The organism is Aquabacterium sp. NJ1 (assembly GCF_000768065.1).
GTDB lineage: Bacteria > Pseudomonadota > Gammaproteobacteria > Burkholderiales > Burkholderiaceae_C > Aquabacterium.
Genome location: NZ_JRKM01000001.1, coordinates 3,324,703 through 3,345,394 on the forward strand (window position 1 = coordinate 3,324,703; position 20,692 = coordinate 3,345,394).

Annotated in this window: 19 protein-coding genes and 1 riboswitch; of the genes, 16 read left to right on the forward strand and 3 right to left on the reverse strand. The window is 65.2% G+C overall.

The genetic code is table 11. The annotated features are described in order from the left end of the window. Positions 1 to 2: 2 nt before the first annotated feature. Complete coding sequence (locus JY96_RS14310; RefSeq protein WP_052162537.1) at positions 3 to 1,214, reverse strand: homoserine O-acetyltransferase; 1,212 nt, start codon at positions 1,212 to 1,214, stop codon at positions 3 to 5. Positions 1,215 to 1,266: 52 nt separating this feature from the next. Then, a riboswitch (SAM riboswitch) is annotated at positions 1,267 to 1,341 on the reverse strand. A gap of 191 nt (positions 1,342 to 1,532) precedes the next feature. Here JY96_RS14310 and JY96_RS14315 point away from each other — a divergent pair. Next, positions 1,533 to 3,197 (forward strand): FMN-binding glutamate synthase family protein, encoded by a 1,665-nt coding sequence (locus JY96_RS14315; protein WP_035038421.1) that lies wholly within the window; start codon positions 1,533 to 1,535, stop codon positions 3,195 to 3,197. 26 nt (positions 3,198 to 3,223) lie between these two features. Here JY96_RS14315 and JY96_RS14320 read toward each other — a convergent pair whose 3' ends face one another. Continuing rightward, positions 3,224 to 3,844, reverse strand: a complete 621-nt coding sequence (locus JY96_RS14320) for a glutathione S-transferase N-terminal domain-containing protein (RefSeq protein ID WP_035038425.1) — start codon at positions 3,842 to 3,844, stop codon at positions 3,224 to 3,226. A gap of 144 nt (positions 3,845 to 3,988) precedes the next feature. Between JY96_RS14320 and JY96_RS14325 the strand changes: the two genes are divergently transcribed. The 14 genes from JY96_RS14325 (at position 3,989) to JY96_RS14390 (ending at position 18,569) form a co-directional block, all read left to right on the forward strand. After that, positions 3,989 to 5,386, forward strand: a complete 1,398-nt coding sequence (locus JY96_RS14325) for a DUF898 family protein (protein WP_035038427.1) — start codon at positions 3,989 to 3,991, stop codon at positions 5,384 to 5,386. A 38-nt stretch (positions 5,387 to 5,424) separates the two neighbouring features. Continuing rightward, positions 5,425 to 6,792: an adenylosuccinate lyase gene (purB, locus tag JY96_RS14330; RefSeq protein WP_035038429.1), complete on the forward strand. Its 1,368-nt coding sequence runs from the start codon at positions 5,425 to 5,427 to the stop codon at positions 6,790 to 6,792. 216 nt (positions 6,793 to 7,008) lie between these two features. Then, positions 7,009 to 7,695, forward strand: coding sequence for a PEP-CTERM sorting domain-containing protein (locus JY96_RS14335; RefSeq protein ID WP_035038431.1), 687 nt, complete (start codon positions 7,009 to 7,011; stop codon positions 7,693 to 7,695). A 33-nt stretch (positions 7,696 to 7,728) separates the two neighbouring features. After that, positions 7,729 to 8,568 (forward strand): orotidine-5'-phosphate decarboxylase, encoded by an 840-nt coding sequence (pyrF, locus tag JY96_RS14340; protein ID WP_035038433.1) that lies wholly within the window; start codon positions 7,729 to 7,731, stop codon positions 8,566 to 8,568. A gap of 63 nt (positions 8,569 to 8,631) precedes the next feature. Then, entirely contained in the window at positions 8,632 to 9,795 is a 1,164-nt protein-coding gene (locus JY96_RS14345) for an FtsX-like permease family protein (RefSeq protein ID WP_035038435.1), read from the forward strand. A gap of 122 nt (positions 9,796 to 9,917) precedes the next feature. Continuing rightward, a complete protein-coding gene (locus JY96_RS14350; RefSeq protein WP_255352697.1) occupies positions 9,918 to 10,556 on the forward strand; it encodes a CDP-alcohol phosphatidyltransferase family protein in 639 nt (212 codons plus the stop codon). After that, positions 10,540 to 12,339 carry a bifunctional alpha/beta hydrolase/class I SAM-dependent methyltransferase gene (locus JY96_RS14355; protein ID WP_052162538.1) on the forward strand — a complete coding sequence of 600 codons (1,800 nt, stop codon included), beginning with the start codon at positions 10,540 to 10,542 and terminating at the stop codon, positions 12,337 to 12,339. The genes JY96_RS14350 and JY96_RS14355 overlap by 17 nt, the downstream gene beginning before the upstream one ends. Then, positions 12,336 to 13,682: a phosphatase PAP2/dual specificity phosphatase family protein gene (locus JY96_RS14360; protein ID WP_035038437.1), complete on the forward strand. Its 1,347-nt coding sequence runs from the start codon at positions 12,336 to 12,338 to the stop codon at positions 13,680 to 13,682. The genes JY96_RS14355 and JY96_RS14360 overlap by 4 nt, the downstream gene beginning before the upstream one ends. Next, complete coding sequence (locus JY96_RS14365) at positions 13,679 to 14,149, forward strand: hypothetical protein (RefSeq protein ID WP_152606515.1); 471 nt, start codon at positions 13,679 to 13,681, stop codon at positions 14,147 to 14,149. The genes JY96_RS14360 and JY96_RS14365 overlap by 4 nt, the downstream gene beginning before the upstream one ends. 13 nt (positions 14,150 to 14,162) lie before the next feature. Continuing rightward, a complete protein-coding gene (locus JY96_RS14370; RefSeq protein ID WP_235333935.1) occupies positions 14,163 to 14,825 on the forward strand; it encodes a 1-acyl-sn-glycerol-3-phosphate acyltransferase in 663 nt (220 codons plus the stop codon). Further along, positions 14,819 to 15,781, forward strand: a complete 963-nt coding sequence (locus tag JY96_RS14375; RefSeq protein ID WP_035038450.1) for a phosphatidate cytidylyltransferase — start codon at positions 14,819 to 14,821, stop codon at positions 15,779 to 15,781. Before JY96_RS14370 ends, JY96_RS14375 begins: the two co-directional genes overlap by 7 nt. Further along, entirely contained in the window at positions 15,781 to 16,425 is a 645-nt protein-coding gene (locus JY96_RS14380; protein WP_035038454.1) for a hypothetical protein, read from the forward strand. Before JY96_RS14375 ends, JY96_RS14380 begins: the two co-directional genes overlap by 1 nt. Before the next feature lie 32 nt (positions 16,426 to 16,457). Next, positions 16,458 to 17,636 (forward strand): ABC transporter permease, encoded by a 1,179-nt coding sequence (locus tag JY96_RS14385; protein WP_035042892.1) that lies wholly within the window; start codon positions 16,458 to 16,460, stop codon positions 17,634 to 17,636. Between the two features lie 24 nt (positions 17,637 to 17,660). Then, positions 17,661 to 18,569, forward strand: coding sequence for a fumarylacetoacetate hydrolase family protein (locus JY96_RS14390; RefSeq protein ID WP_035038457.1), 909 nt, complete (start codon positions 17,661 to 17,663; stop codon positions 18,567 to 18,569). Between the two features lie 55 nt (positions 18,570 to 18,624). On the opposite strand, the gene JY96_RS14395 is transcribed toward JY96_RS14390, so the two are convergent. Then, positions 18,625 to 19,284 (reverse strand): TetR/AcrR family transcriptional regulator, encoded by a 660-nt coding sequence (locus JY96_RS14395; RefSeq protein ID WP_052162540.1) that lies wholly within the window; start codon positions 19,282 to 19,284, stop codon positions 18,625 to 18,627. 135 nt (positions 19,285 to 19,419) lie between these two features. Here JY96_RS14395 and JY96_RS14400 point away from each other — a divergent pair, with 135 nt between their 5' ends. Then, on the forward strand, positions 19,420 to 20,460 hold the full coding sequence (locus JY96_RS14400) for an alpha/beta hydrolase (protein WP_081961267.1): 1,041 nt from the start codon (positions 19,420 to 19,422) through the stop codon (positions 20,458 to 20,460). The last annotated feature ends 232 nt before the right edge of the window (positions 20,461 to 20,692 follow it).

A 20,692-nucleotide genomic window follows, 5' to 3' on the forward strand; every position in this document is an offset into this window, starting at 1 on the left:
CATCACACGGCCATCTTCACGGCTTGGCCATTGAGCGTGCTCAGCGGGGCCGCCTGCTCATTGAGGCTCAGGGCGATGCGCTCGAAGTAGGCGCGCACCACCTCGTGGTAGCGCGGGTCGTCCAGCAGGAAGGCATCGTGGCCGTGCGGCGCGTCGATCTCGGCATAGCTCACGTCGTGGCGGTTGTCCACGAGCGCCTTGACGATCTCGCGCGAGCGTGCCGGCGAGAAGCGCCAGTCCGTCGTGAAGCTGATGACCAGGAACTTGGCCAGGGCCTTGGCCAGCGCGGCAGACAGCTTGCCGCCATGGGCGCGGGCCGGGTCGAAATAATCCAGCGCGCGCGTGATCAGCAAATAGGTGTTGGCGTCGAAGTAGTCGCTGAACTTGTCGCCCTGGTAGCGCAGGTAACTCTCCACCTGGAACTCGATGTTCTGCGTGCTGTAGGCGGGCTCTTCATTGGCCTCGCGCCCGACCATGGCGCGGCCGAACTTCTCGTCCATCACGTCGTCGGACAAGTAGGTGATGTGGCCGATCATGCGCGCCACACGCAGGCCGCGGCGAGGCACCACGCCGTGCTCGTAGAAGTGGCCGTGGTGGAAGTCCGGGTCGGTCACGATGGCGCGGCGGGCCACCTCGTTGAAGGCGATGTTCTGGGCCGACAGGTTCGGCGCGGTGGCCACGGCCACGCAATGGCGCACGCGCTCGGGGTATTGCAGCGTCCAGCTCAGCGCCTGCATGCCGCCCAGGCTGCCGCCGAGCACGGCCGCCAGCTTGTCGATGCCCAGGCGATCCAGCACGCGGGCCTGCGCGTTGACCCAGTCCTCCACCGTCACCACGGGGAAGTCGGCACCATAAATCTTGCCGGTGTCCGGGTTGGTGTGCATCGGGCCCGTCGAGCCAAAACACGAGCCCGGGTTGTTGATGCCGATGACGAAGAACTTGTCGGTGTCCAGCGGTTTGCCGGGGCCGATCATGTTGTCCCACCAGCCTTGGCTCTTGGGCAGGGGCTGGCCGTTTTCGTCGGCGTGCAGGCCGGCCACGTGGTGCGAGGCGTTCAGGGCGTGGCACACCAGCACGGCGTTGCTGCGGTCGGCGTTCAGGCGGCCGTAGGTTTCGTAGACGAGGGTGTAGTCGCGCAGCACCGCGCCGCTTTGCAGCGACAGCGGCGTGCCGAAGTGCATGGAAGCAGGGGTGACGACCCCGAGAGTGGACATGACGCTAGCAGATCGAGTGGACAACAAAAAACCGGCCTCGCATGAAAGCAGGGGCCGGTGTGCAGCGCCCTCTTTAGCGGAATTTCTTGAGCGCCCGCAATCCGGACAAATCGGCGCTATAGGTATCAGTGTAGCGCCATTTGCCGCCGAGTGTCGCGCGGGCATATTTCACAATCTGAGGTCGTTTTGTCGCGTTGTGCCGGGGACTGGCCTGCGCAGGCGAGACTTAGCATGGTGTCAGGGTGCCCGAAGTGCGCGGGGCCACCGCCGTTGGCGGTGTGTTGCCGCAGGCGCCCTGGCATCTACAAGGAGACATGCATGCCCAGGTGGTTACTCTGGCTCAACGAGTATGTGCCCGTTCGTTATGGCGCCTGGGCCTTGTCGGTGTTGGTGGCCGTGGCGGGGGCGGTCGTGTGGACCTTCACGCGCCACGAGTCGGGCGTGTGGATGGCCGGCCTGGGCGCGGGGCTCACCCTGCTGGGCCTCAACGACATGCGCCAGACCAGCCGTTCGGTGCTGCGCAACTACCCCGTCATGGGGCACCTGCGCTACCTGCTGGAGTTCATCCGGCCCGAGATGCGCCAGTACTTCATCGAGAGTGACAACGAGGCGGCGCCGTTTTCGCGCCAGCAGCGCTCGCTGGTTTACCAGCGCGCCAAGGGGGAGTCTGACAAGCGGCCTTTCGGCACCCAGCGGGATGTCGGGGCCACGGGGTATGAATGGATCAGCCATTCCATCGCGCCCAGCGAGGTGCCCTCCCAGGATTTCCGGGTGACGATCGGCGCGGGTGGCTCCTCCTGCACCCAGCCCTACAGCGCCAGCGTGTTCAACATCTCCGCCATGAGTTTCGGGGCGCTGAGCGCCAATGCCATCCTGGCCTTGAACACGGGTGCCAGGAAGGGGCGGTTTGCCCATGACACAGGCGAGGGCTCCATCAGCCAGTACCACCGCGAACCGGGCGGCGACCTGATCTGGGAGATCGGCTCGGGCTACTTCGGCTGCCGCACGGACGATGGCCGTTTTGATGCGGACAAGTTCATGGCCAATGCGCGCGAGCCTCAGGTCAAGATGATCGAGCTCAAGCTCAGCCAGGGCGCCAAGCCGGGCCACGGCGGCGTGCTGCCAGGCCCCAAGGTGACGATCGAGATTGCCGCCACACGCGGCGTGCCGGTTGGCAAGGACTGTGTGTCGCCGGCCATGCACTCGGCCTTCTCGACGCCCATCGAGATGATGCAATTCATCGAGCGCTTGCGCCAGCTGTCGGGCGGCAAGCCGGTGGGTTTCAAGTTCTGCGTGGGCCACGTGTGGGAGTGGTTCGCGATGGCCAAGGCCATGCGCGAAACCGGCATCTGGCCAGACTTCATCGTGGTGGACGGGGCCGAAGGTGGCACCGGGGCTGCCCCGCTGGAGTTCACCGACCACGTGGGCGCGCCTTTGCAGGAGGGCTTGCTCCTGGTCCACAACACCCTGGTCGGGCTGGGTGAGCGCCACCGCGTCAAGATCGGTTGCGCCGGCAAGGTCATCAGCGCGTTCGACATTGCCCGCATGATGGCCCTGGGCGCCGACTGGTGCAATTCAGCACGCGGCTTTATGTTCGCACTGGGCTGTATCCAGGCGCAGAGCTGCCACACGGGCGAATGTCCCACCGGCGTCACCTCGCAGGACCCCTGGCGACAGCGTGCCCTGGTCGTGCCGGACAAGGCCGAGCGGGTGTACCGCTTCCATCACAACACCCTGTATGCGCTGCGGGAGCTGGTGCAGGCTGCTGGTTTGCAGCACCCCAACGACATCACGGCCGATCACATCCTCAGGCGGGTGTCGGGTTTCGAGGTGGGGCGGCTGGCGAACCTGCTGATCTACTTGCGCCCAGGCGAATTGCTGGCTGCAGAGCGGGGTGAAGTCGCCTGGCGCACACCAGGCTTCGAGCAGTACTGGCGCCGTGCGCGCGCCGATTCTTTCGAGCCGGCGGACGGCGTGCACTGAGCCTTGAGGGGCCGGCGCTGGAAGGATCAGGCGCTGGGTGGTGCCGTGTCGATGAAGCTCTGGCGTTGCATGAGCTTGTCGTGCAGCTTGCCCAGGTTGGGGTAGTCGTCGCGCCAGTCGATCTGCGGGAAGCGGAAATCCAGGTAACCCAGGGCACAGCCCACGGCGATGTCGGCCAGGCTGTGGTGGTTGCCATTGCACCAGGGGCGGTCACCCAGGCCCTGGCTCATGGCCTTGAGGCTGCCCTTGACCTTGTCGAGCTGGCGGTCTACCCAGGCCTGGCTGCGCTGGGCTTCTGTGCGGCCCACCCAGGTTTGCTCCAGGCGCGCGAGGATGGCCGCGTCCAGCAGGCCGTCGGCCAGGGCTTCCCAGGTACGCACTTCCACGCGTTCGCGCCCGCTCAGGGGGATCAGCTTGCCGACCGGGGAGAGCGTGTCCACGTATTCCACGATGACGCGCGAGTCAAAGATGGCCTCGCCACCTTCCATCACCAGACAGGGCACCTTGCCCAGCGGGTTGGATTCCGAGATGGTGGAATCAGCCGCCCAGACGTCCTCGATGTCGAATTTGTAGTCGAGTTTTTTCTCGGCCAGCACGACGCGTACCTTGCGGACGAAAGGGCTGGTCAGGGAACCGATCAGTTTCATTCTGTGTGGTGATGTGTGTTTGAACTGATTTTAGCCACCACAGGGCGTCCGCCGGGGATTGGAGGGTCATCTGTATGACACCCACCCAATCAGGGGGAGCGCCTGCACGCAGGCTCGTTCGATATTGTTACATTTGATGCTGAAATGCACAATTCCGGTGTTCGCTCTGCAGTACGAGTCATCCGGCTGGACGAGTTCAAGCCCAGGCAGGCCCCGCAGCCTCCTGCCCCCCCGGTTGAAGAACTCGAACCCGAATGGTCGAGCCTGCCTCCCGTTTTCTGGCCCGATCCCATCGGGTCGGTGCGGTCGCGCGCGCTTTTTGTACCGCAAGAGGGTGAGACGGAGCAGGGCGAGGACGATGGGATCGAGCTGGCGTCACCAACCTTGTCGCCCGCATCAACGGTGCCTGCGGCCGCTGGCGGCAAGATCCCGCGTCTGCCCAATGGGGTGGTGACATCCTGGCCCTTGCGTTTTCAAGGTTCGGAGACGGAATACGCGCGGCTGTGGGCCATCAATCTCTTGTGGACCGTGCTTACCCTGGGGCTGTATTGGCCCTGGGCGCGGGTGCGCACCCAGCGCTACCTGATGCGCCACACCATGGTGGCCGGCCACGTGCTGGACTACCACGAGCCACCCACCCACCTGTTGCCGCGTTACCTGATGGGGCTGGGCTTGACGCTGGGGGTGGCAGGCGCCTGGGCTGGCGGGTCCATGCTGGCGGGCATGCTGGCCTTGTCCCTCGCCCTGGCTGTGTGGCCGCTGTTTGTGTTCATGAGCCTGACGCACCGCATGGCGCACATCAGCTGGGCGCACCGGCGGCTGGCGTTTGATGCCAGTTGCGAGGCGGTGTACCGGGCCATGTGGCGCCCACTGGTGGGTGGGGCGGTGGTGGCGTGGCTGCTCATGGCGTCGGCCATCTTGCGCCACCCCGGCAGCTGGGTGGCCTGGGGCGTGGCGGTCAGCCTGTGGGGGCTGGCCATGCCGGCTTTTGTCTGGACCTGGTACCTGTTTCGCCAGCGTCATCTGCGCCTGGGGCCCATGCACCTGTTGTGGAAGGCCTCGCGTGCGGCGGTGGCCATGATGTTCCTGCGCATCACCGTGTGGGCCATGCTCACCACCATCTTCAGCCTGGGTGTGGCCGCCATGGTGCTGGCTGGCGTGCTGGTGGTGCGAGGGCGTTTGGCCATGAGCCTGCAGGCCGAGCTGCTGTTCATGGCCGCGCTGGCCGTGTGCGCGGCGGTGCAACCTTATGCCCAGGCGCGCCTGCAGAACCTGGTGTGGAACAAGTCCGGCAACCGCTACCTGCGCTTTCGCAGCAAGCTGTCGATTGCCGACTTCGTGCTGCTGCAGTGCAAGCATGCGTGCTTGCTGGTGCTGACGCTGGGGCTGTACTGGCCCTGGGCCGTGGTGGCCACGCGCCGCATGCGCGCCCAGTCGCTCACGGTGTGGTCGCGGGTGGATGCCGACGTCCTGAAAGCGCATTGGCCTGCCCACGAGCTCGCTGCGCCCGGTAAAATGGCGGGTTCGCCTGTGCGTCTGTAGTTGTCCGATCCGGACCAATCTGCCTTGGATCCCTGCCCATGAACCTGTCTGCCCTCTCCGCTTTGTCGCCGCTTGACGGCCGTTACGCTGCCAAGGTCGCCGCACTGCGTCCGCTGTTGTCCGAGTTCGGCCTGATGCACCGCCGCGTGCAGGTCGAGGTTGAATGGTTCATCGCGCTGTCCGACGCCGGCCTGCCCGAGTTCCCCTCGCTGACCGAGGCTTCGCGCGGTTACCTGCGTGGCCTGGTGGCGCGTTTCTCCGAGGCCGATGCCCAGTCCATCAAGGACATCGAGAAGACGACCAACCACGATGTGAAAGCCGTGGAGTACTGGATCAAGCAGCGTTTCGCCAACCACCCCGAGCTGGAAAAGACCGGTGAGTTCGTGCACTTCGCCTGCACCAGCGAAGACATCAACAACACCAGCCACGGCCTGATGCTCAAGGCCGCACGCGAGCAGGTGCTGCTGCCCACCATCGATGGCCTGATCGGCACGCTCAGTGGCCTGGCCCACAACCTGGCTGACCTGCCCATGCTCAGCCGCACGCACGGCCAGACAGCATCCCCCACCACCGTGGGCAAGGAAATCGCCAACGTGGTGGCCCGCCTGGCCAACGCCCGCGCCCGCATCGCCGATGTCAAGCTGCTGGCCAAGATGAACGGTGCCGTGGGCAACTACAACGCCCACCTGTCGGCCTACCCGGACAAGGACTGGGAAGCCTTCAGCCAGTCGGTCATCGAGCACCAGCTGGGCCTGACCTTCAACCCTTACACCATCCAGATCGAGCCGCATGACTACATGGCCGAGCTGTTTGATGCCGTCACCCGCACCAACACCATCCTGATCGACTGGTCGCGCGATGTGTGGGGCTACATCAGCCTGGGTTACTTCAAGCAGAAGACCAAGGCGGGTGAAATCGGCTCGTCCACGATGCCGCACAAGGTCAACCCCATCGACTTCGAAAATGCCGAAGGCAACCTGGGCCTGGCCAATGCCGTGCTGACGCACCTCAGCCAGAAGCTGCCCATCAGCCGCTGGCAGCGCGACCTGACCGACTCCACCGTGCTGCGCAACATGGGCGTGGCCCTGGGTTATGCCCTGCTGGCTTACGACAGCCTGGCACGTGGCCTGGGCAAGCTGGAAGTCAACCCGCAAGCCCTGGCCGATGACCTGGACAGCTCGTGGGAAGTTCTGGCCGAGCCCATCCAGACCGTGATGCGCCGTTATGCCTTGCCCAACCCGTACGAGCGCCTCAAGGAGCTGACACGCGGCAAGGCCATCACGCGCGAATCCATCCAGGCCTTCATCGAAACCCTGGAGTTGCCTGACGACGAAAAGGCCCGCCTGATGGCCATGACGCCGGGCAACTACATCGGCAAGGCTGTGGAGCTGGCCAAGCGCGTCTGAGGCGCCTGTTGAGCCTGGCTTTGCCCAGGCAGCCTGGATGGCCTGCGATCACGTGCCCGCTTGAAGCGGTGCACACGTGATTGGCAGGCCATTTCCGCCATGGGGCTGGCCCCCTAAGGTGAGCACGCCCTCGCCCCTAGCGCTAGGGATGCGCCATTCGCCGTGCGTTCCTACATTGGCGACTCCTGTTTTACGCATTCGACTAGGAGTCCCAACATGCAACACCTTTCGCGCTTCGCCCTGCCTGTCATCACCTTGGGCGTGGGCCTGCTCGCACAGACCGCCGCGCAGGCGGTTGCCCTGACCGAGCCCGTCTCGCCCGCGCCCTTTGCCGACACGGCCTTGGGCGGCACCACTTCGGCCGCCCGCCCCGAGCTGGCTGGCACCGTGCTGGAAGACGTCATCACCCCCTTCAGCTTCAGCGGCGTGAGCGGCACCGTGCAGAACCGCGTGGTGCGCGAAACCGGCACCGGCACGCTGGACTTTTACTGGAAGGTCAATGTCGACCCGTCTACCTCCGGCGTAGGCGTGAGCGCCTTCCGCCTGGCCGATTTCGGCTACAGCCACCTCAAGGATGCCGACTACCGCACCGATGGCCTGGGCACGACGGGGCCTGACACCGCCCGCCTGTTCAACCCGGCCAGCTACCCCACGGGGGATCTCAACTTCCTGTTCGCCAACGGCGTCAACCCGGGCAGCGAGTCGCGTTTGTTCTTCCTGCATACCAACGCGCTCAGCTATGACCGCATCGCCACGTACGACATGCTGACCACGGGTGCGCAGAACCTGTCCGGCACTTTCACCACCTTTGCACCGGCCGTGCCCGAGCCCGCCAGTTTTGCCTTGACTGGTGCGGGCTTGCTGATGATGGGCGCGCTGCTGCGCCGCCGCCGCCCGAACTGACCCTGGGGATGCACAAGCCGGTAAAATTCAGGGATGAACTTCACCGACCAGCTTGCGCAAGCCCAGCGCCAGAACGATTCCCTGCTTTGCGTGGGGCTGGACCCCGAACCCTCGCGCTTCCCCGGCGCCTGGAAGGGCCAGAGCGACCGCATCTATGACTTCTGTGCGGCCATCGTGGACGCCACGAAAGACCTGGTCTGCGCCTTCAAGCCGCAGATTGCGTATTTCGCCGCCCACCGCGCCGAAGACCAGCTGGAGCGCCTGATGGCGCACATGCGCCGTGTGGCGCCTTACGTCCCCGTGATCCTGGACGCCAAGCGCGGGGACATCGGCAGCACGGCCGAGCAGTACGCCCATGAGGCGTTTGACCGCTACCAGGCTGATGCCGTCACGCTGTCGCCCTTCATGGGCTTCGACACCATGCAGCCCTTCCTGAAGTACCCGGGCAAGGGCGTGATCCTGCTGTGCCGCACTTCCAACCCGGGTGGCTCGGACCTGCAGAACCTGCGCCTGGCCGACATCCCCGGCCAGCCCCGCGTGTACGAGCACATCGCCGCGCAGGCACAAGGCCCCTGGAACACCAATGGCCACATGGGCCTGGTGGTGGGCGCGACCTTCCCTGAAGAAATCGCCCGTGTGCGTGAGCTGGCCCCCACGCTGCCTTTGCTGATCCCCGGTGTGGGCGCGCAAGGTGGTGATGCGGCGGCTACCGTCAAAGCGGGCTTGAAGACCGACGCCTCGGGGGCCATCACCGGCACCATCATCGTCAACAGCTCGCGTGCGGTGCTGTACGCCAGCAGCGGCGAGGACTACGCCAGCGCGGCGAGCCAGGCGGCGCAAGCCACGCGTCTGGCACTGAACGCGGCGCGCTGATGCATTCAGCCTGATCGGGGTAGGGTGGGGCAAGGTGCCCTGGCCCATGTCAGACTAGGGCCCATGTTCCTGCTCAGGCTCTTGCTCAAGAACGCGTTCAGGCATCGCCTGCGCGCCTTGCTGACCATGATCGGTCTGGTCGTGGCCATTGCCGCCTTCGGCCTGCTGCGCACCATCGTCGACGCCTGGTACGCCGGGGTGGACGCCACGTCCAGCACGCGTCTGATCACGCGCAGCTCGATCTCGCTGACCTTTCCCTTGCCCCTGAACTACGCCGAGCGCATCAAGTCGGTGGACGGGGTGAGCGGCATCTCATGGGCCAACTGGTTCGGCGGCATCTACATCACCGAGCGCAACTTCTTTGCGCAGTTCGCCGTCGACCCGCCCAGCTACCTGGCGCTGTACCCCGAGTTCATCCTGAGCGACCAGGAGAAGCAGGACTTCTTCCATGACCGCCAGGGCTGCGTGGTCGGGCGCAAGCTGGCCGACAAGTTCGGCTGGAAGGTGGGCGACACGATCGCGATGCGCGGCACCATCTACCCGGGCACCTGGACCTTCACCATCCGCGGCATCTACAAGGGCAAGGACGCCAAGACCGATGCGCAGCAGATGTTCATCCACTGGAAGCTGCTGGCCGAGACGATCCGTGCGCGCATGGGGGGCGGGCCGCAGGCCGACCATGTGGGCGTGTACGTGGTGGGCATCAAGAACCCGGATGACGCCCCCTTGATCTCGCAGCGCATCGACGCGCTGTTCAAGAACTCGCTGGCGGAAACGCTCACCGAAACCGAGAAGGCTTTTCAGCTCGGCTTCGTGTCCATGAGCGAGGCCATCTTGCTGGCCGTGCAGGCCGTGAGCTTCATCATCATCCTGATCATCATGGCGGTGATGGCCAACACGATGACGATGACGGCGCGCGAACGCCTGGCCGAGTACGCCACGCTCAAGGCGCTGGGTTTCGGGCCGAACTTCGTGGTCAAACTGCTGTTTGGCGAAAGCCTGTTGATCGCCCTGATCGGCGGGTTCATCGGCATGGCCGTGACCTTCCCGCTGGCGCGTGCTTTTGTGAACGCGGCGGGCACGCTGTTTCCCATCTTCAACGTGTCCATGCTGACCATCAGCCTGCAGTTGGGGGCCAGTGTCGTGGTGGGCACCGTGGCGGCGGCCTGGCCGGCCTGGAAGATGTCCCGCATCGACATCGTGCAGGGACTGCGGCATGTGGCTTGAGGGCTGACACCCCCTATGTGGTGATGGTGGCAGGGGGCCGTTGGCGATATCCTCCGGCCTCATCAAAAAAATGATCAGGGAAGAAGCCTCGGATGCCGCGATGTGGTGTTCGGGTGTTGCGCATGGCGCTGTCGATTTACCAACTCAAGCCCCGTTTCCAGGCATTGCTGCGGCCGATGGTTGCCAGGCTGGCGCGTCTCGGCGTTACCGCCAATCAGGTGACCTTGAGTGCCTGTCTGGTGTCTGTGGCCGTCGGCCTCGGGCTCTATCTGGCGAATACCCCGTGGGCCTGGTATGCGCTGATACCGGTTTGGATGCTGCTTCGCATGGCCTTCAATGCGGTGGATGGCATGCTGGCTCGCGAGCATGGCCAGCAATCCGTGTTGGGGGCCTACCTCAACGAGCTGACGGACGTCCTGTCCGACGCGGCCCTCTATATGCCGTTCGCGCGTGTCGCGCCCTTTGATCCCTTCTGGCTCGGGGTGGTGGTGCTGGCTTCGGCCTTGTCCGAGATGGCGGGCGCCTTGGGTGCCACCGTGGGCGGCGTGCGCCAATACGACGGGCCCATGGGCAAGAGCGACCGGGCCTTCGTGTTCGGCCTGCTCGGCGCGCTGGTGGCCTTGTTCGGTCAAGGCGCGGGCCTGCCCAGCCATTGGTGGCCAGTGGCCTGGGTGCTGCCGCTGGTGGCGGTGCTGACCAGTTGCGCCATCTACAACCGCATTCAATCAGGGATCCAACATAGCCATGAGCGCCGTTCTTGAATCGACGGGTGCGTCTGCCCCGGCTCCGCGTCGCCACACCGAGCACCATTTCGTCACCCACGACGGGCAGCAACTGTTTTACCGGTATTGGCCGGCTACCTCGGGGGTGGCTCGGGGTGCGATCGTTCTGTTCCACCGCGGGCACGAGCATGGCGGGCGCATGGCGCATCTGGTCGACGAGCTGGATTTGCCCGACATGGCCTTCTTCGCATGGGATGCACGCGGGCATGGCCAGTCCCCGGGGCCGCGCGGCTACAGCCCCAGCTTTGCCACCTCGGTGCGCGACATCCAGACCTTCATGGCGCACCTGCAGGCCGAGCATGGCGTGGCCCAGTCCGATGTGCATGTCGTGGCGCAGAGCGTCGGTGCCGTGCTGGTCTCGGCCTGGGTGCATGACTACGCGCCTCGCCTTCGTGGCCTGACGCTGGCTTCGCCGGCCTTCAAGGTCAAGCTCTATGTGCCCTTCGCGCGCGCCGGCATCCGTTTGTGGCAAAGCCTGGTGGGGCCCTTCTATGTCAACAGCTACGTCAAGGCGAAGTTCCTGACGCACGATGCCGAACGCATCGCCAGTTACGAGGCTGATCCCTTGATCGCCCGGCCGATTGCCTCGCACATCCTGCTGGGCCTGTACGAAGCCGCCGAGCGTGTCGTGGCCGATGCGGCCGCCATCACGGTGCCCACGCAGTTGCTGATCTCCGGTGCGGACTGGGTCGTGCACCAGGGGCCGCAGCGTGCGTTCTTCCAGCGCCTGGGCAGTGCGGTCAAAGAGGTTCATGAGCTGCCGGGCTTCTTCCATGACACGCTGGGTGAGAAGGACCGTCATGTGGCGGTGGCGCGCATCCGCGATTTCGTGAACAAGCGCTTTGCAGTGCGCGCGCCGGCGCCGGTGGATCTGCGCATGCCGCACAGGCAGGGCGCGACTTTCGATGAGGCCCAGGCACTGGCTCGTCCGCTGTCGCCCTGGTCCTTGCGTGGGTTGTACTGGGCCAGCGTGCGCACGGGCTTGCGCGTCGGCGGCTGGCTGTCCAAGGGGATTGCGCTGGGGCATGCCACCGGCTTTGACTCGGGCAGCACGCTGGACTATGTTTACCGCAACCAGGCGGCAGGCATGGGCCCGATCGGGCGACTGGTGGATCGGGTCTATCTGGATTCGATCGGGTGGCGTGGCATCCGCGTGCGCAAGCAGCACGTGCAGGAACTGCTGAACCACGCCATGGCGCGTGTCAGGGATCAAGGCATGCCGGTTCGGCTGATGGACATCGCTGCAGGGCACGGCCGTTATGTGCTGGATGCCGTGGCCGACTCGGCGGTGAAGCCAGAAGCCATCCTGCTGCGCGACTACAGCGACATCAACGTGCAGGACGGGACGGCCCTGATCCAGGCGCGTGGTTTGCAGCAAGTGGCCCGTTTCGTGAAGGCGGATGCCTTTGACCGGGCCTCGCTGCGCAGCGTACAGCCGGCACCGACGGTCGCCGTCGTGTCAGGCCTGTACGAGCTGTTTGCCGACAACCAGATGGTGTCGGAGTCCCTGGCGGGCATCGCGGACGCCATGCCCGAAGGGGGCTGCCTCGTGTACACCGGCCAGCCCTGGCACCCTCAACTGGAGATGATCGCGCGGGCGCTGACCAGCCACCGTCAAGGCCAGGCCTGGGTGATGCGCCGGCGCACCCAGCAGGAGATGGACCAGCTGGTCGAGGCTGCGGGCTTTCGCAAGGTGAGCCAGCGTGTGGACGAGTGGGGCATCTTCACCGTGTCGCTGGCGGTGCGGGTGAGGTCGGCTTGAGTCTGGTACGCGTGGCGCCCATGTGGCGTCCCGGCTTGCTGGCCCTGCTGGTGCTGGCCCCGCTCTTTTTTGTGAGTTATGGCGCGGCCAATCATTGGGCCGCCGCTCAGCCTGCTGTGCCCAGCGTGGTGTTTGGCTGGGAGGCGCACATCCCCTTGCTGCCCTGGACGATCCTGCCGTACTGGTCGATCGACCTGTTCTATGGCCTGTCGCTCCTGTTGGCTACGAACGCCCTGGAACTGCGCCGCCAGGTGCTGCGGCTGTTGACGGCGCAACTGGTGTGCGTGAGCTGCTTCTACCTCTGGCCCTTGCGCTTTTCGACCCCGCGCCCCGCGCTGAGCGGCTGGGAGGGCGCCTTGTTCAATGCCCTGGCGGGCTTTGACCTGCCCTATAACCAGGCGCCATCGCTGCACATCGTGCTGCTGCTGATCCTGTGGGATTACTACCGGGCGCGGTGGGCTGGTTTTCGGGCGGTACTGGTGCACGTGTGGAGCGCCTTGATCGCGGTGTCGGTGCTGACCACCTACCAGCACCATTTCGTGGATGTGCCCACCGGCGTTCTGGCCGGGGCGCTGTGCATGTGGCTGTGGCCCTTGCAGGGCGGGCTGCCCTGGCATGCGTGGCGCCAGATGGCAGCTCGCCATGGCCTGGCCGGTACGTATGCCCTGGTGGCGGCCGCGTGTGCCCTTCTGGCTGTGTGGCTGGGACAGCAGTGGAGCCCGGCGGCCTGGTGGCTGTGGTGGCCCGCGGTTGCGATGGCGCTGGTGGCGCTGGCGTATGCGGGCCTGGGCAATGGGGTGTTCCAGAAGGGCAGGCAGGGAGCGCCGTCCGTGGCGGCAGCTTTGCTGCTCTGGCCTCATCGTGTGGCGGCCTGGTTCAACGCCCGTTGCTGGACGGCGCGCTTGCCTGCCAGTGTGGCCGTGTGCGAGGGCCTCTGGCTGGGTCGTCTGCCCTTGCCCTGGGAGGCCGATCACGCTCGCTTTGCCCATGTGCTGGACGTCACCGCAGAACTCCGCGCCAGGCATCCTGGTGTGGTGTCGGTGCCGATGCTGGACCTCATCCCACCGTCGCCTGACAAGCTGCGCGAGGCGGCAGCTCAGCTGGATGCCTTGTACAGCGGCCGCCGTGGCCCGGTCCTGGTGTCGTGTGCATTGGGCTTTTCGCGTAGCGCGGCCGTCGTGCTCACCTGGCTGTGCGCCAGCGGGCGGGCTCGGTCGGTCCAGGATGCCCTGACCTTGCTGCAGCTATGCCGCCCTCAGATCGTCGTGCCCGGCGCGCTGTTGCGCGCGGTTGAAGAAGCCGCTTGTGGCATCCAGGTTGTACCGGCGGAGGCCTTGGCATGAGCGCGTCTCATCACGATGCGATGGCAAGCGATCAGGCAGCCGACAAGGCAGACAGCGCCGTGTGCGCGGCCGTGCTGCGCACGTCTCTGGTCTGGTGGGGCTGGATGAGCCTGTGTGGCCTGACCTTGGCGGGGCTGTGCCTCGTGCAAGGGGCCTGGGTGTGGCTGGGCCTGGCCTGGCCACTGTGGTTGGCCGGCACCTGGCTGACCATGCGCTTGTGGCTCGATGCGGCCCTGTTCAAAGGCCTGTCGCAAGCGGCGGGCCCAGTGAACACCGGCCCATTGCTGGACGGCGCCCTGAGCAGGGTGCTGGGCGTGCAGCCTCGGTTGGCCGCCGACGGTACGCCGCGCACGCTGGCCGTGCGTGTGGCGGGTGCGATGCGGCTGTTGCGCATGTTGGTGGCCGTGTGCGTGGTGCATGGGTGCTTGTTGCTGGCGGCGGTCCTGCAACGGGTCTTCAACGGGTGATGAGGGGGTGAGCGTGGCTGCCTTGAAGGAATGGTCTTTGCGCTTCCTGGCCTGGTTGGTCAGTGAATTGCTCTTGTTCAGTTCCAGGGCCTGGACGGGTGTGCGCCCCTTGTGGGTCGGGTCTGTGCCGCGGCTCAAGCAGCGGGTGTATTTCGCCAACCATGGCAGCCACGGTGATTTCGTGATGATCTGGGCCTGCCTGCCACCCCATGTCCGTCGTACCACGCGACCCGTGGCCGGGCAGGATTACTGGCTGGCGTCCTGGGCGCGCCGCTTTGCGGCATCTCGTGTGTTTCGCGCCTTGCTCATTGACCGGCATCCGAAGCCGGATGCGCCATCGCCTGTCTCGCTCATGGGCGAAGCCCTGCATAACGGCGAGTCGCTCATCCTCTTTCCGGAGGGCACGCGCAACACGTCGGATGCCAGCTTGTTGCCTTTCAAGAGTGGCCTGTACCACCTCAGCCGACAAAGCCCTGAAGTCGAATTTGTGCCCGTCTGGATCGACAACATCCGGCGGGTCATGCCCAAGGGCGAACTCATTCCCGTGCCCATGGTCTGCACGGTGAGTTTCGGTGCCCCCCTGTTGCTGGATGCGCAAGAAAGCAAGGACGCCTTCTTGCAGCGCGCGCAGTCGGCCGTGCTGGCCTTGCGCCCTGAGGAAAGCTTGCCATGTTGAGCATGAACCACCTTTTGTTTGACGAAGCCACCCGCTGGCTGTTTGCGGGCACGCTGGGCGTGCTGGTGCTGGCCTCCGTGATCGGCGGATTGCTGAAGTGGCGCGTGGCCAAGGGCTTGCCCCACGGCGTCATCGACAACCTCAACAGCCGCATCAAGGCCTGGTGGGTGATGGTGACGCTCATCGGCCTGTCCTTCATCTTCGGCAAGACGGGCGTGATCATCCTGTTCGCGTTCATGTCGTTCGCGGCCTTGCGCGAATACATCACGTTGGCCTACACGCGCTCGGGTGACCACATGTCGCTGGTGCTGATGTTCTATGTGGCCCTGCCCATGCAGTACTTCCTGATCTGGATCGAGTGGTACGGCTTGTTCTCCATCTTCATCCCGGTGCATGTGTTCCTGGTCCTGCCGATCGTCTCGAGCCTGCGGGGCGATACCACGCGTTTCCTGGAACGCACCGCCAAGATGCAGTGGGGGCTGATGATTTGCGTCTTCTGCGTGTCGCATGTGCCCGCCCTGCTGACGCTGCAGATTCCGGGTTACCAGGGGCGCGAACTGCTGCTGATCGCCTACCTCATCGCGGTGGTGCAGGGCAGCGATGTGCTGCAGTACGTGTGGGGCAAGCTCATGGGCAAGCGCAAGGTGGCGCCTGAGTTGTCGCCGTCCAAGACCGTGGAGGGGCTGGTGGGCGGGGTGGTGTCGGCGACCCTGCTGGGCGCGGCCATGTACGGCATCACACCCTTCACGCCCTGGCAGTCGGCACTGATTGCGCTGGCCATCTGCCTGATGGGTTTTCTTGGCGGGCTGGTGATGTCCGCCATCAAGCGTGATCGGGGCGTCAAGGATTGGGGCGCCATGATCGAAGGCCACGGCGGGATGTTGGACCGCCTCGATTCCGTGGTGTTCGCCGCCCCGATGTTTTTCCATGTGGTCCGTTTCTGGTGGGTTCCCTGATGCGTGTGCGCGCTTCTTCCTCTGTCTTGCCTCTTTGGGCCAAGCTGGCCTACACCGCTTTCGTGGCGGTGCTGGTGCCTCATTACTGGCAGGCCTATGGGCCCAGCAACTTCCTGTATTTTTGCGACATCGCCTTGTTGCTGACTTGCCTGGCCATGTGGACGGAATCCGCTTTGCTGGCCTCTGCATGCGCGGTCGGGATCCTGTTGCCGCAGTTCCTGTGGATGATCGATTTCATCGGCACCTGGCTGGGTCTGCCTGTCACCGGCATGACGGGCTATATGTTCCAGGATGCGATCCCTCTGTTCGCACGTTTTCTGTCCTTTTTCCACTTCTGGTTGCCGCTGGTGCTGCTGTGGCTGGTGATCCGGCTGGGTTACGACCGTCGAGGGCTCTGGCTGTGGTGGGCGCTGGCCTGGGCGGCCATGTGGGCTTCCTACCTGTTTCTGCCGATGCCGCCTGCACCGGCCAGCAACCCGGGTCTGCCGGTGAATGTCAACTATGTGTTTGGCATCAATGACAAGGCGCCGCAGACCTGGATGTTACAACAGGCCTTCTTTGCCCTGATGCTGACGGCGCTGCCTGCGCTGATCTGGGTGCCGACCCATCTGGTGCTCCACAAGACCGTTCGCATCCGGGCCTGAGATGAGGCCCTGCGCAGGGCACAATGGCTTTCATGGCGGCCCTGCGCATCGTTCCGTTCAGCTACATCGCCCGCAACCTGTGGGTGCGGCGCGTGACCACCTTGCTGACCGCTGGTGGCATGGGGCTGGTCGTGTACGTGTTTGCCACGGTGCTGATGATGAGCGAGGGCATCCGCGCCACGCTGGTGGCCACGGGCCAGCCCGACAACGTGATGGTGCTGCGCAAGGGGGCCGGGGCCGAGATCAACTCGGGCATCACGCGGGACCAGGCCGGTGTGATCGAAAGCCTGCCGCAGATCGCCATGGACGGCAACGGCAACCGCCTGGTCAGTACCGAGCCGGTGGTGCTCAATACCTTGCCCAAACGGGCCAATGGCAAGCCCAGCAATGTGACGGTGCGCGGCACCTCGGCCATTGGCATGGCCTTGCGCCCGCAGGTGCAGTTGTTTGCCGGGCGCATGTTCCGGCCGGGCACCAGCGAGATCATCACGGGCAAGGCCGTGGCTCGGGGCTTTGCGGGTGCAGGCCTGGGCGAGACCATGCGCTTTGCCGGGCGCGACTGGCTGGTGGTGGGCGTGTTCGACGCGGGGCGCAGCGGCTTTGATTCCGAAGTCTGGGGCGACAGCGAGCAGATGATGCAGGCCTTCCGCCGCCGGGCCTATTCCAGCGTGGTGTTCAAGCTGACGGACCCGGCTGCGTTCGATCAGGTCCGCCAGAGCCTGGACGAAGACCCGCGCCTGACGCTGGAGGCCAAGCGCGAGGCCATCTTCTACGCCGAACAATCCGAGGCCTTGGCTACCTTCATCCGCCTGCTGGGGCTGGCGCTGTCCATCATCTTCTCGATCGGGGCGGTGGTGGGCGCCATGATCACCATGTTCGCGGCCGTGGCTTCACGCATCGGCGAGATCGGCACCTTGCGGGCACTGGGCTTTCGGCGCACGGCGGTGTTGTCGGCTTTTCTGAGCGAGTCGCTGTTGCTGTCCCTGGTGGGCGGCATCATGGGCCTGGCTGCCGCCGCCTTGATGCAGACGGTCAACATCTCGACGGTCAACTTCCAGACCTTTTCCGAGCTGGCATTCCAGTTCACACTCACACCGCGCATTGCCGCGCAGTCCATCGGTTTTGCGCTGGCCATGGGCCTGGTCGGTGGCTTTGTGCCGGCCTGGCGTGCGGCGCGCATGAAGATCATCGATTGCCTGCGTCAGGCTTGATCGTTTTGTTCCTGGAGACACCCCATGCACTTGTGCAGCTATGAGTTCGAAGGCCAGACCCAGGTGGGCCTGGTGCACGGTTCGGGCATCGTCAACCTCAGCCGCGCGCTGGCCGGCGAGTTGTCGGCGCACCAGCCCATGATCGATCTGATCACCCGCTGGGCTGATCTGAAAGACCGCGTGGCCGCATTGGCCAACGCCCCGGCCGATCTCACCGTGGACGAGGTGCACCTGCTGGCGCCCGTGCCGCGCCCGGGCAAGGTGCTGGCCATCGGGCTGAACTATGTCGAGCATGTCAACGAGGCGATCATCGGTGAGAGCCGCACGGTGCCCGAGCACCCCATCTGGTTCACCAAGCTGGGCAATGCCATCAACGGGCCCTTCGACCCCATCGTGCTGCCGCGCATCTCGGCCATGACGGACTACGAGGCCGAGATGGTGGCCATCATCGGCCAGCGCTGCCGGCATGTGCCGCGTGAACAGGCGCGTGACGTGGTGTTTGGTTACTGCGTGGGCAACGACGTGTCCGTGCGCGACATCCAGAAGCGCACCTCGCAGTGGATGCTGGGCAAATCGTTCGACACGCATGCGCCTTTCGGCCCCTGGATCACCACGGCCGACGAGGTGGGTGACCCGCATGGGCTGGAGATGCAGTGTCTGGTCAATGGCGAGGTGCGCCAGCACAGCAACACGCGGCTGATGATCCACAACGTGTGGGACCAGATCGCCCAGCTCAGCCAGGTGATGACGCTGGAGCCGGGCGACGTGATCTTCACCGGCACCTGCAGTGGCGTGGGCGCGGCTTCCAATCCGCCCAGGTTCCTCAAGGCGGGCGACACGGTGCGCGTCGAGATCGCCTCGCTGGGCGCCATCGTGGCGCGGTGTGTGGATGAGGTGGCCGAAGAGGTTGCAGGCGAGGGCGCCCAGGCCTGATGCTGCGTGCCTGCCGTGTCGGCGAGGCGGCTCAAGCAGAGCCCTGGCGGGCGAATCAGCCGGCGCCGTTGCCCGCTTCCAGTGGTGCTTCCAGGGACTGGATCACCGCCTGCACGAACTCGGTGACGGTGGGCGTGAGGCTGCTGAGTTGATGCGTTTCGCCGCGCTCGATGGCCTGCAGGATCAGCTCGTTGATGCCACCGACCACGGCGGTGGCCAGCGCGGGCGTCAGCGGGCGTTTGCTGGGCTCGACGGCCCGAAACGCTTCGACCTGCATGATCAGGAACTGGCCGAAGCGCTCACCCATGCGGCGCCGCAGGGCCAGGCCCTCGGGACCGATGGTCATCATCTCGATGAAGGCGGCCCGCATCACGGCGGCCTGGCTTTCCAGGCTGCTCAGGTAGGCATGCGTGACCTTGCGCAACTGGGTCACCCAATCTTCGTCGAAGCGGTAGTTGGCGGCGATCAAGGCCAGGGTCTGGTCGCACAGGCGCTCGCCCAGGCCCAACAGGCAGGCTTCCTTGCTGGCGAACTGCTCGTAGAAGGTGCGTTTGGACACGCGCGCACGCGCCACGATGTCGGCGATCGTGATGTCGGCAAAGGCCTGGGTTTCCAAGGCTTGCGCCAGGCCATCCAGCAGGCGCTGGCGGTGCTCGGTGGCCGCGGCATGGAGGCCGGCTTTGGGCGTGTTGGGAGTGGCGTTGACCTGGTCCATGAATGAGGGGGATTAGGCCATATCTTGTGTTTGGTACTTGACGGTACCAATCTTGTTCGGTAAGGTTGCGCTCATTGGTACCGAACGGTACCGATTTCAAGAGCAAGTGTCCCTACCGACCGAGGAGAGAAGTTCATGCGTCCTGAGATGTTCAAGGCGGGCCGTGCCGCCACCGCGCTGTTGCTGACCGGTTTGAGCGCCCTGTCCGGGCTGGTTCAGGCCCAGCCCCAGGCTGCAGGCGAGGCGGCCAGGCCCTACACCGTGGTCAACGCCAGCTTTGCCTGCCAGCAGACCACCTGCGACGCCGAGTTGTGGCTGCCCCCTCAAGCCGCGGGCGCCGCCAAGCCGCCGGTGATCGTCATGGCGCACGGTTTTGGCGCCCTCAAGGATTGGGGCCTGCCGCCGTTTGCCGAGCGTTTCGTGAAGGCCGGTTTTGCTGTGGTGCGTTTTGACTACCGTGGCTTCGGCAAGAGTGGTGGCCAGCCGCGCCGCGTGGTGGATGGCAAGGAGCATGTCAAGGACTGGCTGTCCGCCATCGATGCGGTCAGCCAGCGCGCGGATGTGGACGGCCAGCGCCTGGGCATCTGGGGCACGTCGTACAGCGGTGGGCAGGTGCTGGTGGCCGGGGCGGAGCGCCCGGGCGTCGTCAAGGCGGTGAGTGCGCAGGTGCCGTTTGTCAGCGGCATTTCCAGCAGCCTGAACTACCCGATCAAGTACCAGCCTGTGGCCGGCTGGTATGCCTTGCGTGACCTGCTGCGCAGCGACAAGGACGAGCCTTTGTACGTGCCCATCGTGTCGACGGATGGTTTTGCGGCCCTGATCTGCCCGGAGTGCGCCGAGGGCTACAAGAAGCTGGTGCCGCCCGGTGTGGGGCAGACTGAAAACAAGGTGGCGGCACGGGTGTTCATGAGCCTGCCGTTCTTCTCGCCGGGCAGCTATGCCAAGGACATCCAGGCCCCTACGCTGATCATTGCAGCTGACAACGATGGCCTGATCCCCGTTGCCAAGGTGCGTGAAGTGGCCAAGTCGGTGCCGCATGGCGAATATGTCGAGCTCAAGGGTGCCGATCACTTTTCGCCTTACACCGGCCCCTTGTTCGAGCAGGTGGTGGCCAAGCAGACAGCGTTCTTCGTGAAGAACCTGATGGCGCCTCAGAACGTGGCCAGCAAGCCCTGAGCTGGCTGTGGGGTGGTGGGTTGGTGCTACTTTGTTGAGCTTGCTTCGACCGAGCATGACCAGGTGAACCGGGTGGGCGGCTGGCGCTCCTGACGCGGGCCACGACCGCGCTTGGCCGCCCGGGCCTCGTCAACACGAGCCAGGTGGTTCACCAGCCAGGACACCGCGAATGGTCGCTTCAGCCGCCCACCCAATTCACCCGGTCCGGCGGCACCCAGGCGCGCGCGGAGGG